Source organism: Aquabacter sp., from assembly GCF_965279295.1.
Taxonomy (GTDB): Bacteria; Pseudomonadota; Alphaproteobacteria; order Rhizobiales; family Xanthobacteraceae; genus Aquabacter.
The window spans coordinates 463,918-477,434 of record NZ_CBDIHQ010000017.1; the positions used below are offsets into that span (position 1 = coordinate 463,918).

Consider the following 13,517-nt stretch of genomic DNA (forward strand, 5'->3'; position numbering starts at 1 on the left):
GAGGGGTGTGTGGAGCTGAAACCGTGAGCGCCTGCCGAATAGCCCTCTCCCGCTTGCGGGGGAGGGTTGGGAGGGGGCCGGCAACGCCCGACTAAGCCCAGCCGGATTCAAGACAAAAAGAAACGCTCCGAGGCCGGCTCGCGGCGGAAACTACACAAGGACCCACAAGGCACATGCTGCAATCGCTTCCCGCCCTGGAGACCGTACTCCAGACCATCGCCACGGGTCTGCTGGTGGGCTTCACCTATGGCCTCATGTGCGTCGCGCTGGGACTGATCTTCGGCATCATGCGCCTGATCAATTTCGCTCAGGGCGACTTCCTCATGCTGGGGATGTATTTCGCCGTCGCGGTGCTCTCCGGGCTCGGCCTGGGCAGCTTCATGGGACCCTTGCCGGCACTGCTGCTTGCGGCGCTGGCGTCGATCCCCGTGTTCTTCGTCGTCGGCTGGATCATCCACAAGCTGCTGCTGGCGCGCATCGGTGCCAATAGGAAGATGACCGAGGGCGAGGTGCATCAGACCCAGCTCATCATGACCTTGGGCATCTCCCTGGTGCTGTCCAACGGCGCGCTCATGGTGTTCGGCTCGACGCCGGTTTCGCTCAATACCCCCATGGCCTCTCAGGCCTTCGTGCTCGACCCGTTCGGCGGCGCCGACGTGCTGGTGTTCCTGAACGAGGCCCGGGTGCTGGCGGCGGTGGCGGCGCTGCTCGCGACCGGCGGCCTCTATGCGCTGCTCCACCGCACCGATCTCGGCCGCAAGCTGCGGGCTTCCGCCGACAACCCGCTGGCGGCCACCTACATGGGGATCGACGTGATCCTCTCCTATCGTGTCACCTTCGGGCTCGGCTTCGGCCTGACGGCGCTCGCAGGGGTCATGGTGGCGACCTACTACCCGTTCCAGCCCTATGTCGGTTTGGACTTCGTGATCGTCATGTATGCCGGGGTGGTGCTGGGGGGCATGGGCTCGGTGATGGGCTCGTTCTGGGGCGGGGTGATTATCGGCCTGGTCCAGCAGCTTTCCACCCTTGTGCTGCCCATGCAATTGCAGGGCACGACAGTCTTCGTCGTGTTCTTGCTGATCTTGCTGATCCGTCCGCAAGGATTGTTCGGCCGCAGCGTGGAGCGCGCCTGAGCCATGTTCAGCACACACCCATTGCGCGCCTATCTCGCCGTGGCCGCGCTTGCAGCGATCTACATTGGGCTGATCTTCCTGGTGGAGAACTCCTATTACCAGTTGATCCTCGCCCTGGTGCCGATCTGGGCGGTGATGGGCCTGTCCTGGAATGTCTTCTCCGGCTATTCCGGCCTGGTCTCGTTCGGACATGCGGCCTTCTTCGGCCTCGGCGCCTACACAACCACGTTGCTGTTCGCCAAGGGCGGGATTACTCCCTGGCTCGGCATCCCGGCGGCGGCGCTGATGGGCTCCATCGCCGGGTTGGTGATCGGCGCCATTACCTTCCGGCTGCGCGGCCATTACTTCGCGCTGGCCATGCTCGCCTATCCCCTGGCCATGCTCTACGTGTTCGAGTGGGCGGGCTTTCAGGAGGTCTCCTTCCCCATGAAGCGGGGCGAGGCGTTCGCCTATATGCAGTTCCAGGACCAGAGGTGGAACGCGCTGATCGCGCTCGGCCTGCTGGTGATCGCGATGCTGGTCTCGCTGAGGGTGGAGCGGTCGCGCTTCGGCTTGTCGCTGCTGGCGGTGAAGCAGAACGAGATCGCAGCGGAAGTCGCCGGCATCGACAGCATGCGCTGGAAGCTCAAGGCGATCGCGCTCAGCGGCGCCCTGGCCGGTGCCGCCGGTGGCTTCTATGCCGTGGTGCTGCTGGTGGTGACGCCCCACACCGTGTTCGGCCTTGCGACCTCCGCGCAGGCGTTGATCGTCACCATGTTCGGCGGGGTGGGCACGCTCTGGGGCCCGGTGGTGGGCGCGGCGATCCTCGTGCCGGTGTCCGAACTGCTGCATGCCGAACTCGGCAGCCGCCTACCCGGCATTCAGGGGGTGGTGTTCGGCCTCGCCATCATGGTCGTGATGATGAAGATGCCCCAGGGCATCGCCCTCGCGGTGCGCGATCGGTTCTTCGCCAAGCCGGGCCGTCCGGCGGGCGCCGCGGTGAGCCCCATCGAGCATATCACTGCCCCCTTCACCCTACCGGAAAGTGCCGAAACGGTGCTCGACGTCCACGGCATTTCGCGCAGCTTCGGCGGGGTTAAGGCGCTCAGCGATGTCACGCTTCAGGTCCGCAAGCAGGAGATCCTCGGCATCATCGGGCCGAACGGCGCGGGCAAGACCACCCTGTTCAATGTGCTCAACGGACTGGTGGCGCCCCATTCCGGCCGTATCCGGCTTTCGGGGCGCGACATGGCTGGCCTCAAGCCCAGCCGGATCTGCGCGCTGGGCGTCGGGCGCACCTTTCAGGTGGCGCGGGTGTTCGGCCGCATGTCGCTGCTGGAGAACGTGGCGGTCGGCGCCTTCGTTGGTACGAAGGGCGATGCCGAAGCGGCGCAGCGGGCGCGGGAGGCGCTGGCGCGGGTCGGCATCGGCCATCTCGCCTCCGCCCCGGCGGACACGCTGACCAATTACGAACTGCGCCTCATGGAGGTCGCGCGCGCTCTTGCCGGCGGTCCGCTCATCCTGCTGTTAGACGAGCCGTTCGCGGGGCTCGACACCAATGAGATCCGGGCCTTCATGGGGCTGATCCGCATGTTGCGGGACCAGGGCATGACGGTCGCCATCATCGAGCACACCATGCACGCGATGATGCAACTGGTGGATCGGTTCGTGGTGCTGGACCATGGCTGTGTCATCGCCGATGGCGCGCCGCGCGAGGTGGTGCGGGACCGCACCGTCATCACCGCCTATCTCGGCGAGAAATGGGTGCCCGATGCTGTCGCTTGATGGGGTATGCGTGCGTTATGGCGGCCTCTCCGCTCTGACCGATGTTTCGCTCGATATCGCCGAGGGGGATTTCATCACCGTCATCGGGCCGAACGGCGCGGGCAAGACCACGCTGCTGAAGGCGATCTCCGGCGTGGTCCCGCTCGCCGCCGGGCGGATTTCCTTCGAGGGCCGCGACCTTACCAAAGTACCCTCTCAGAAGCGCCCGCATCTCGGCCTGGCCCATGTGCCGGAGAATAGGCAAGTCTTCGGCGGACTGTCGGTGCTGGAAAACCTCGAACTCGGCACCACCGCTCTGGTGGACCGCAACAAGCGCCAGGACATCATCGAATATGTGATGGACCTATTCCCGATCCTGCGCGAGCGGATGACCCAACTCGCCGGCACCCTCTCCGGCGGGCAGCAGCAGATGCTGGCGATCGGGCGGGGCCTTGCGTCCTCGCCCCGCGTGCTGCTGTTGGACGAGCCGTCGATGGGCCTCGCGCCCAGCATCGTCGAAACGATCTTCGAGCGCATCGCCCGCATCCACCGCGAGACCCGCCTCACCGTGGTGCTGGTGGAGCAGCGCGCCGTGGAGGCGCTGGAACTGTGCACCCGCGCCTATGTGCTCACCACCGGCCGCGTGGTCGCCACCGGATCGGGCCGGGACCTGATGCGCAACGAAGCGGTCAGCCGGGCGTATCTCGGCGCCTGATCCAACGGAGGGGACGCGCGTGTGTGAGGGATGTCTCAAGCCGAAGTCAGGATGGCGCGGCTTCATGGAGATGCCGGAGGCGCGGCCGTTCACGCCGGTCGGCGACTGGGTGGACCTTTCGCACCCCGTCAATGCGCAGATGCCCTGCGCCTCCATCTTTCCGACGCCGAGCTTCACCGCCCTGCGCGAGGTGCCGAGAGACCCCTTCAACGTTACCGAGATTCGCATGGTGGCGCATGCGGGCACCCATGTGGATTCCCCGCGCCATTATTTCAACGATGCGCCGGGGTTCGAGGGTATCCCGCTCGACCGGCTCTGCGGAACGGGTGTGGTCTGGCACCTGCCGCAGATGCCAGACGCGGTCATTCCGCTGGCGGTGCTTCAGAGCGCGGCGCCCGCCTTGCGGCCGGGCGATATTTTGGCGATCGACACCGGCTGGACCGCCAAGGCCGGCACCGCAGACTATGAGCGGCACCCCAGCCTGTCCACGGAGGCGGCGGAATGGCTGGTGGCCCAGCGCATCAAGCTGTTCGCCTGCGATTTCGCAACGCCCGACCTTGTCTATCATCTGCGCCAGCCGGGGTTCGACTGGCCTGTCCACCGTGCTTTGCTGGGCGATGGCGTGCTGGTCTGTGAGCACCTCACCGGCCATGCGGCGCTTGCCGGACGGCGCGTGGAATTCGTCTTCGGCGCGCTCAATGTCACCGCCTGCGACGGCGCGCCCGCTCGCGTGATGGCGCGGCCGGTCGCGGACTGAGCCCGCGACCGGCGCACCGGTCTAGACGCGCACCGCGAATGGATCGCGTGCGTCCTCCGAGAAATCCACCATCACGTTCTTGGTGCGCAGGAATTCGTAAAGTCCAGCCTCGCCGCGCTCGCGCCCGTAGCCGCTCTCCTTCACCCCGCCGAACGGCGTTTGGGCGGCGGAGGCGCGGTAGGTGTTGACCCATACCATGCCGGAATTGATGGCGCGGCTGACCCGCAGCGCCCGGTTGAGGTTCTGTGTCCAGATGCCGGAAGCGAGCCCGTAGCGGGTGTCGTTGCCGATGGCGATCGCCTCCTCCTCGGTGTCGAATGGGATGATCGAGAGCACCGGCCCAAACACCTCTTCCTGTGCGATGTGCATGTCGTTGCGCACGTCGGCGAAAATGGTGGGCTTCACGAACAGGCCGTTCGCGAGCGCTCCTTCGCGCGCCGCCTCACCGCCCGCCATAAGGGTGGCGCCATCGGTCTTGGCGGTCTCGATGAAGGACATGATGGTGTTGAACTGCGGCTCGTTGGCCGCAGTGCCCATCTCGGTTCCCGGGTCCAGCGGGTCACCGAGCTTGATGATCTTGGCGCGGGCCGAGAGGCGATCCACCATCTCCTGATATACGCCGCGCTGCACCAGCAGCCGCGAGCCGGCGATGCACGTCTGCCCGGTGGCGGCGAAGATGCCTGCGAGCGCGCCGACCGTGGCGCGGTCGATGTCGGCATCGTCGAACACGATGTTAGGGGACTTTCCGCCCAACTCCATGATGACCGGGATGAGCATCTTGCCGGCGGCGGCGGCGATGCGCCGTCCGGTGTGGGGACTGCCGGTGAAGGAAATCTTGTCGACCCCGCCACCCTCGACCAGAGCGGCACCGGTGCGGCCATCGCCCGTCACCACGTTGAACACGCCGGGCGGGAAGCCGGCCTTCTCCACCAGACTGGCGAATTCCAGAGTCGTGACCGAGGCATGCTCGGAGGGCTTCACCACCACGCAATTGCCCGCCGCCAGTGCCGCCGGCAGCTTGTTGGCGAGCAGCGCCATGGGCGAGTTCCAGGCGGTGATGAGGCCCACCACGCCAAGTGCTTCATAGCTCGCGTAATCGAATACATTCTGCTGGTCGAGCGGGATCACCTGGCCGAAGATCTTGTCGGCATATCCCGCATAGAAGCGGTAGATGCGGGCTGAAAACGGCATCTGCGCGCGGGTCTCACGGATAACCTTGCCGTTGTCGGTGCTCTCCATGCGGCCGAAGCGGTCGGCATTCTCTTCCAGAAGATCAGCGAGACGCAGCAGCAGACGACCGCGCTCCAGGCCGCTGACATGCCGCCATGTAGTCTCGAAACAGGTTCGCGCCGCCGCCACCGCCGCCGCGACATCCGCTGCGCCGGCCTGTGAGACCAGCGCCCAGGGCTGCTGGGTGAAGGGATTATAGGTCGGGAAGGTCTCCCCAGCCTCGGGCGTCACCCAGCGGCCGTCGATAAAGAGCTGATAGGTCTTCAGGTTTCCTGGCGCATTCATCCCTGCGGCTCCGTTCGATCATCTTGCGCGGAAGCTAGACGCTACGGGGATGCCGAAAAAATACCAATATTGGTGTCCGCGATGCCCGGTAAACATACTGGCCGCCTCCGGTCCATCCCCGTGCTATGCGTCAGCCGCATACTGAAGGCTCTTTCGTGATTATCCCTGGATGGTGGAGCCTCTTATGGTCCGACCCGTACAGGATTATTGTCCAGGGCAACTGCCGCAGGCGCCTTTTTCGGGCGTGATGGAACGGCGGGCCAGGAAACGACGAGGACATGGGATGGCATCGCCGAAAAACGACACGTCGCGTGCGGAATTCGACTTCATCATCGTCGGCGCGGGATCGGCGGGCTGCGTACTCGCGAACCGCCTGTCGGCAGACGGCGCGCGCCGGGTGCTTCTGATCGAGGCGGGCGGCAAAGACAATTCCATCAACATCCATGTGCCGCTGATGGTGGTGAATTTGCTCAAGGACGAGCGGTACACTTGGCCGTTCATGACCGAGAAACAGGTGCATCTGAACGGGCGCGAACAGCTTTGGGCGCGCGGCAAGGTGCTCGGCGGCTCAAGCTCCATCAACGGCAACGTCTATGTTCGCGGCGACCCGGCGGAGTTCGATTCCTGGAACTGCGCCGGCTGGTCTTGGGACGAAATGCTTCCCTATTTCAAGAAGATGGAGAATTTCGCCGAGGGCGCGCCGGAGACCCGCGGCAAGGGCGGGCCGATCAACGTCACCCAGCTCAAGAAGTTCGACAAGCTTGCCGACGCCTATCTCGATGCCAACCGCGAGGCCGGCTTCGAACTGGTGGACGACTATAATGACGGCCATTACGAAGGCGCGTCCTATCTCCAGTATTCCACCCGACGCGGCTTCCGCTGTTCCTCCTCGGTGGGCTATCTGCGCCCCGCACGCTCGCGGGCAAACCTCACGGTGTGGACCGACACCATGGTCTCCCGCGTGTTGATCGAAAACAAGCGGGCGGTCGGCGTGGAGTGCACGCGCGGGGGCCAGACTGTCATCGCCAGCGCGCGGCGCGAGGTGATCGTTTCCGCCGGGCCGATCCAGTCGCCGAAAATCCTTGAACTGTCTGGTATTGGCCGGCCGGACGTCCTCACCCCGCTCGGCATCCCGGTGATCCACGCGCTGTCCGGTGTCGGGGAGAATATGTCCGACCACCCGAATGTGCGCCTCACCTTCGAGTGCGCGCGGCCGATCACCATCAATGATGTGCTTCAGCGCCCCACCAGCAAGCTGAAGGAGGGGATCCGCTATATCCTGTTCGGCACCGGCCTGCTCTCCATCTGCTCGGCCACCGCCCACACGGTGATGCGCAGCCATCCCGGCGAGAACCAACCAGACCTGAAGCTGCAATTGCAGCCCTTCTCCGGCAAGGACCGCTACGCGCGCCGGCCAAAGGACGGCCTCGACCCCTATTCGGGCTTCACCATCGGCATCATGGCCCTGCGGCCACGCTCGCGCGGCTATGTCCATATCGCTTCGGCCGATCCCGCGAAGCATCCCAAGATCGATCCGAACTATCTCGCCGCCGATGAGGACGTGCGGGTTCTGGCCGCCGGCATTGATGCCGTGCGCCGGCTGGCGCAGGCCCCCTCGCTCAAGCGCCTGATCGTGCGCGAGACCCGCCCCGGCCCGGAGGTGAAGACCGAGCAGCAGATCGTGGAGTATATCCGCTCCACCGCCCAGACCACTTGGCACGTTGTGGGAAGCTGCAAGATGGGCAATGACGCTGAGGCTGTGGTGGACCCGGAATTGCGGGTACGCGGGATCGCGGGGCTGCGGGTGGTGGATTCCTCGGTCTTCCCAACCATCCCCTCGTCCAACACAAACGCGCCCACCATCGCACTGGGCGAAAAGGGAGCGGACCTGATCCTGAGCGCAGTCGGAAAGCCCGCTTCGCTCAGCGCGGCGGCGTGAACAAAACACCGACTTCTGCGCTCGGCATTTCTCCCTCCCAACTCTCCCCCCACACGCGGGAGAGGGTTGGGGAGGCAACTGACCGGTACGCGCGGAAGCGCCCAAAAGAATTCCAAAAGGAGGCGCTCCGGGCGCGCATCATGATCGAACGCATCGAAGTCATCGTCACGGAACTGCCGATCCGCCTGAAGCGGATATTCTCCTCGGGAAGCTACGACACGGGACCGCCCGACCAATTGCTCGGTAAGCCGGTGTTCGTGAAAATTTATGCCGAGGGGATGGTCGGCTGCGCGCAAATCCGTCCCATCAGCCCCGGTCATTTCGTGGCCGATACGACCCAGTCGGTGGTGGCGGCCATCACCGAAATCTACGGCCCGAACCTGCTGGGCCGCAGCATCTTCGACATCGAATCCATTACGGAAATGTTCGACTTGAGGCTGGCCGCGAACCCGGCGGCGCGGGCGGTGTTGGACATCGCCTTGCACGACGCCATGGGCAAGGCGCTCGGCGTGCCGGTGCACAAGCTGATCGGCGGTTGCTCGCAGAGCGTGATCCCGCTGGAATGGTCGGTGAGCCTTGCCGACGACGTGGAGGTGATGATCACTGAGGGGCGCCGCGCGGTGGACGAGTTCGGCATCAAGGTTCTGTGCATCAAGGCCGCCGGCAAGGGGGGCTGGAAGCAGGACGTGAAGAATTTCGAGGCCATGCGCCGGGCCTTCGGCGAGGACATCGTCATCGGCATCGACCCCAACACGGGCTGGAGCGTGCCTGACACCATCGCCGCCATGCGCGCCCTGCGTCCGTTCGATGTTGGCTATGTCGAGCAGCCCATCAGCCGGCGCGACCTTGATGCGCTCGCCGATATCCGTCGGGAGGCGGCCGGTGTGCCCATGATGGCGGACGAAAGCCTGTTCACAATTGAGGACGCCATGGACCTCGTGCGCCACCGCGCGGTCGATGTGTTCTGCATCAAGCTCTACAAGGTCGGCGGCCTCACCCCGGCGCGTAAGATCGCGGCGATCGCCAAGTCGGCCAACATCCTGCTGAACTGCGGTGGGCTCGCCACGGTCTCGAATTTTGAGGCGGCGGCGGCTGCGCATTTCTGCGCCACCATCCCGGCACGCCAGACCTTCGGCGCGGCGGAATTCGTCTTCGGCCTCGGCCCTCTGGGTCGCGATCCGCTGGTGGTGGACACGCCCCTGGTCATCAAGGATGGGGCTGTGCGCGTGCCCGATGGCCCGGGCCTCGGTTTGGTGCTGGACGAGGCCGCGCTGGAGAAGATGACGTTGCAGAAGACTGTGGTGGCGCGCTGAGCGGGTCCCCTTCTTCCCAACCCTCGGCTCCATTCCCCCTCCCAACCCTCCCCCGCAAGCGAGAGGGGGCTTTTGCGTTGGGTCCCTCTGAGTTGTAACCCCCTCTCCCGCTTGCGGGGGAGGGTTGGGGAGGGGGCTGGTTCAAAGCAGAAGGGCCAAAAACAGCCGTCAGTTCCCCGTCTCCCGCGCGGCGTTGGAATCACGCAGCGCGGCGCGGACCACGGCCGGCGTCAGTTGCGGTGCTACGGCCTTGATGAAGTCCAGCATGTAGCCGCGCAGATAGGTGTTGGAGCGCAGGCTGATGAAGATGGTGCTGGGCTCGAACAGGTCGCTGGCATCGCGCGCGCCGAGGTCCACGTCGCGGATGGGATTGTAGGTGATGGTGGTGAGCACGCCGATGCCGAGACCAAGCTCCACATAGGTCTTGCACACATCCGCATCGATCGCGCTGAAGATGATCTTCGGGTCCAGCCCAGCTTTGGTGAAGGCATTCATCACCCGCCAGCGGCCGCTGTAACGCTGATCGTAGGAGATGATGGGATATTTCGCGATCTCCTCCAGCGTCAGTTTCTCGATCTGCAGGATGGGATGGTCCTTGCGCGCCACCACCGAGCGCGGAAGCGAGAAGCAGGGCAGTTTCACCAGGTTCGGCAAGGCGTTGATGGTGTCGGTGCCGATTGCTATGTCGGCCTCGCCCGCATCCACCATGGTGCAGATATCCTCCGGATTGCCCTGGCGCAGCACCAGTTGCACGTCCGGATGGGACTTCACGAATTCCTGGATCACATGGGGCAGCACATAGCGCGCCTGGGTGTGCGTGGTGCCGATGGTGAGCGTGCCGTGGGTGCCGGAATTGACGTCTTCCTTCAGCGCCTTCAGGGCTGCCATGTCGGTGACGACGCGCTTGGCGATTTCCAGCACGAGCCGCCCCGGCTCGGTCGGCCCGATGATACGGTTGCGGGTGCGCAGGAAGATCTCGAATCCGAGTTCCGCCTCCAGCAACTGCACCTGCCGGCTGACCCCCGGCTGGGAGGTGTGAAGGGCTTCCGCCGCTGCTGACAAGTGATTGTTCTGGCGGACGATTTCCAGAATGTACCGGAGCTGTTGGAGCTTCATTGCCGCTCTTCATGTGTTTTTCACATGCTAGGATAACGTCTTATTCTGTGCGTGCATACTGGTGAACGATCTAAGTGTCTGGCCATGGACAAGACGGGCCACGCACAAGGCCCCGCGCATCGGGAGTCCCGCTCCATGACAGAGCCTTTCAGCAAGCGGTATGATGTAATCGTTGTCGGCGGCGGCAACGCGGCCCTTTGCGCGGCCTTGTCCGCGCGGGAACAGGGCGCCAGCGTTCTGGTGCTGGAGCGCGCGCCTGAGGCGGAGCGCGGCGGAAATTCCACCTACACCGACGGCCTTATGCGCGTCGTCTACGAAGGTGCCGACGACATCCGCGCCTTCGCGCCCGACCTCACCGATGCCGAGGTGGAGAGCGCGGATTTCGGCAGCTACACCGAGAGCGATTTCTTCGACGACATGGCCCGGATCACCCAGTACCGGACCGACCCCGACCTCTGCGAAATCCTGGTGCGCGGCAGCAAGGCCACTATGCTTTGGATGCGCGATCAGGGTGTCCGCTTCATGCCGAATTTCGGCCGGCAGGCGTTCAAGGTGGATGGCCGCTTCAAGTTCTGGGGCGGCGCCACCATGGCGGTCGCCGCGGGTGGTCCCGGCCTCGTCGACGCGCTCTATCTCTGCGCCGAGAAGAAGGGCGTCGACGTCGTCTATGAAGCTTGGGTGCGCGACCTGATCCACGACGACACCGGCGTGCACGGCATCGTCCTCCAGCACGGCGGCACGACCCACACGCTTCTGAGCGGCGCGGTTGTGCTGGCCTGCGGCGGCTTCGAGGCCAATGCCGAGTGGCGCGCCCGCTATCTCGGACCGGGCTGGGATCTCGCCAAGGTGCGCGGAAGCCGCTTCAACACTGGCGATGGCCTCAAGATGGCCCTCGACCTCGGCGCGCAACCCCATGGCCACTGGTCCGGCTGCCACGCCACGGCGTGGGAACGCTACGCCAACGACTTCGGCGATCTTGCGCTGACGCCGCAATATCAGCGCCATTCCTACCCCTTTGCCGTGGTGGTGAACCAGGACGGAAAGCGGTTCATCGACGAGGGCGCGGACTTCCGCAATTACACCTACGCCAAGTATGGGCAAGCGGTGTTGGCACAGCCGGGGCAGGTGGCCTGGCAGATCTACGACGCCAAGACCCGCCATCTCCTGCGCGATGAATATCGCACCCGCCACGTCACAAAGTTCACCGCCGATACGCTGGAAGAACTGGCCGACAAGATCGAGGAAGTGAACAAGGCACAGTTCCTCAAGACCGTGGCGGACTTCAACGCGGCGGTCCTCGACGACGTGCCGTTCAATCCTAATATCAAGGACGGCCGTGGTGCCCCCGGCCTGCCCGTGCCGCGCTCCAATTGGGCCTGCAAGATCGATACGGCCCCTTACGAGGCCTATGCCGTGACGTGCGGCGTCACCTTCACCTTCGGCGGCGTCAAGGTCACGACCTCCACCGAAGTGGTGAACACCGCGCAGGAGCCCATTCGAGGCCTGTTCGCGGCCGGCGAGATGATCGGCGGCATCTTCTACTTCAACTATCCCGGCGCGTCGGGCCTCACCTCGGGCGCCGTATTCGGACGCCTTGCGGGCAAGAGCGCTGCGCTGTTCGCGCTGCGCCGTGCGCCGGAGGAAAGCGCCACGGCGACGGCCCGCAAATACGGCTGACCAGCCGGATGAGACCCGAACGACCCGCCTCACCGGCCGAAGGTCGCAACTATCCCAAGGAGCTTCTTCAATGAACGTCGCCGTCGATCCCGCTGTCACCTCACCTACCCGAGCGCTCGCCGAATTCGCGGTCGGCCTGCGCTACGAAGACTTGCCGGCGGACCTCATTCTCAACGCCAAGCAGTGCATTCTCGACAGCCTCGGCTGCTCCATCTTCGGCTCCGACAAGCCCTGGACCCTGGCGGTTTCCCGCGTGGTGGAGAAGCTCGGCCAGAAGGGCAGCGCCAGCGCGTTCGGCATGGCGCTGCGTGCCGACCCCACCGGCGCGGCACTAATCAACGGCACCGCCGCCCAGGGCTTTGAGCTGGACGACTGCCACGACCAGTCCATGTCGCACTATGGCGCCGGCGTGGTGCCTTCTGTCCTGGCGGTCGCGGAAGCGTTTGGGCCGTTCGACGGCAAGGACCTGATCCTCGCCACCGTGGTGGGTTATGAACTCGGCACCCGCATCGGCAATACGGTCAGCCCACACGCCTTCACCCGTGGCTTCCATCCCTGCGGCCTCACCTCGACCTTCGCGTCCGCCGCCGCCATCGGCAAGCTGCTTGGGCTGGATGTCGACCAGTTCGTCAGCGCGCTGGGCCTCGCCGGCTCGCAGGCGGCGGGGCTGATGGCCTCGCAATACGGCGCCATGGCGAAACGCTTCCACTCCGGCAAGGCGGCGCAGAACGGCATCCTCGCCGCCATGTCGGCAAAGGAGGGGCTCACCGGCGTGCGCAACGTGCTTGAGGCACCCTACGGCGGCTTCTGCTCCACCTATGCCGCGCAATACGACCTCAGCTATGCCACCAACGGCCTCGGCACCGAGTTCGAGATGCGCCACAACGGCTTCAAGCGGTATTCTTCGCTCGCCTCCAGCCAGACCTCGGTGGACGCGCTGCGGGCGATCCGCGAAAAGCACAATGTGAAAGGCGAGGATGTCGCCTCGGTGTTCGTAGAGACCACCGAGATGGTGCACCGGCATTGCGGCTGGGCCTACGTGCCCGCCGAGACCATTACCGCCCAGATGAACCTGCCCTACACCGCCGCCGTGACGCTGCTGGAGGGCAATGCCTTCGTCGACCAGTATGCCGACCACAAGCTGCGTGACCCCAAGATCATCGATCTCGCAAACCGTGTTGAAGTGGTCGTTGCGCCGGATCTCGACGCTCTCGGCCCGCATGAGATGCGCGCGGTCCGCGTCACCGTCACCACCAAGTCGGGGGAAAAGTTCACCCATGCCCAGACCTACCGGTCCGGCCACTGGAAGAACCCGCTCTCCGACGAGACGCTGAAGGCGAAGTTCCGTGACCTCGCCGGGCGCCGCCTCACCCCCGAGGCCGTTGCAGAGGTGGAGAGCCTCGTCACAACCCTGGAGACCCAGCAGACTCCCGCCTCCAAGCTCGGCGCCGCGCTCCAGAAGGTGCGCGCATAGCCGTCAGGTACGACACCGCACCTCTCCCGCTTGCTGGGGAGGGCCGGGGAGGGGAAGGGCGCGACCGCTCATCCTGGAGAGCCTCCTCCCCAATCCTCCCCCGCAAGCGGGAGAGGGAAACCGCAATTCTGAAGG

General features: G+C 65.0%; 10 protein-coding genes. 8 read left to right on the top strand and 2 right to left on the bottom strand.

Going from position 1 to position 13,517, the window contains the following annotated elements:
* Positions 1-173 precede the first annotated feature (173 nt).
* From ADADO0_RS16760 to ADADO0_RS16775, 4 genes are all read left to right on the top strand, one after another.
* Positions 174-1,133: a branched-chain amino acid ABC transporter permease gene (locus tag ADADO0_RS16760; RefSeq protein ID WP_511306318.1), complete on the top strand. Its 960-nt coding sequence runs from the start codon at positions 174-176 to the stop codon at positions 1,131-1,133.
* 3 nt (positions 1,134-1,136) lie between these two features.
* Entirely contained in the window at positions 1,137-2,897 is a 1,761-nt protein-coding gene (locus tag ADADO0_RS16765) for a branched-chain amino acid ABC transporter ATP-binding protein/permease (protein WP_511306319.1), read from the top strand.
* Positions 2,884-3,591: an ABC transporter ATP-binding protein gene (locus tag ADADO0_RS16770; protein WP_511306320.1), complete on the top strand. Its 708-nt coding sequence runs from the start codon at positions 2,884-2,886 to the stop codon at positions 3,589-3,591. Before ADADO0_RS16765 ends, ADADO0_RS16770 begins: the two co-directional genes overlap by 14 nt.
* A 64-nt stretch (positions 3,592-3,655) precedes the next feature.
* Complete coding sequence (locus tag ADADO0_RS16775) at positions 3,656-4,348, top strand: cyclase family protein (protein ID WP_511306321.1); 693 nt, start codon at positions 3,656-3,658, stop codon at positions 4,346-4,348.
* Positions 4,349-4,369: 21 nt separating this feature from the next.
* On the opposite strand, the gene ADADO0_RS16780 is transcribed toward ADADO0_RS16775, so the two are convergent.
* Positions 4,370-5,863, bottom strand: coding sequence for an aldehyde dehydrogenase (locus ADADO0_RS16780; RefSeq protein WP_511306323.1), 1,494 nt, complete (start codon positions 5,861-5,863; stop codon positions 4,370-4,372).
* 283 nt (positions 5,864-6,146) lie between these two features.
* On the opposite strand from ADADO0_RS16780, the gene ADADO0_RS16785 reads away from it, so the two are divergent.
* Both ADADO0_RS16785 and ADADO0_RS16790 read left to right on the top strand, forming a co-directional pair.
* Positions 6,147-7,802, top strand: a complete 1,656-nt coding sequence (locus ADADO0_RS16785) for a GMC family oxidoreductase (protein ID WP_511306324.1) — start codon at positions 6,147-6,149, stop codon at positions 7,800-7,802.
* Between the two features lie 140 nt (positions 7,803-7,942).
* On the top strand, positions 7,943-9,115 hold the full coding sequence (locus ADADO0_RS16790; RefSeq protein ID WP_511306325.1) for a mandelate racemase/muconate lactonizing enzyme family protein: 1,173 nt from the start codon (positions 7,943-7,945) through the stop codon (positions 9,113-9,115).
* Positions 9,116-9,283: 168 nt separating this feature from the next.
* Here ADADO0_RS16790 and ADADO0_RS16795 read toward each other — a convergent pair whose 3' ends face one another.
* Positions 9,284-10,231: a LysR substrate-binding domain-containing protein gene (locus ADADO0_RS16795; protein WP_511306327.1), complete on the bottom strand. Its 948-nt coding sequence runs from the start codon at positions 10,229-10,231 to the stop codon at positions 9,284-9,286.
* 135 nt (positions 10,232-10,366) lie between these two features.
* Between ADADO0_RS16795 and tcuA the strand changes: the two genes are divergently transcribed.
* Both tcuA and ADADO0_RS16805 read left to right on the top strand, forming a co-directional pair.
* Positions 10,367-11,908 (top strand): FAD-dependent tricarballylate dehydrogenase TcuA, encoded by a 1,542-nt coding sequence (gene tcuA, locus ADADO0_RS16800; RefSeq protein WP_511306328.1) that lies wholly within the window; start codon positions 10,367-10,369, stop codon positions 11,906-11,908.
* 70 nt (positions 11,909-11,978) lie between these two features.
* On the top strand, positions 11,979-13,382 hold the full coding sequence (locus ADADO0_RS16805; RefSeq protein WP_511306329.1) for an MmgE/PrpD family protein: 1,404 nt from the start codon (positions 11,979-11,981) through the stop codon (positions 13,380-13,382).
* Positions 13,383-13,517: the final 135 nt, after the last annotated feature.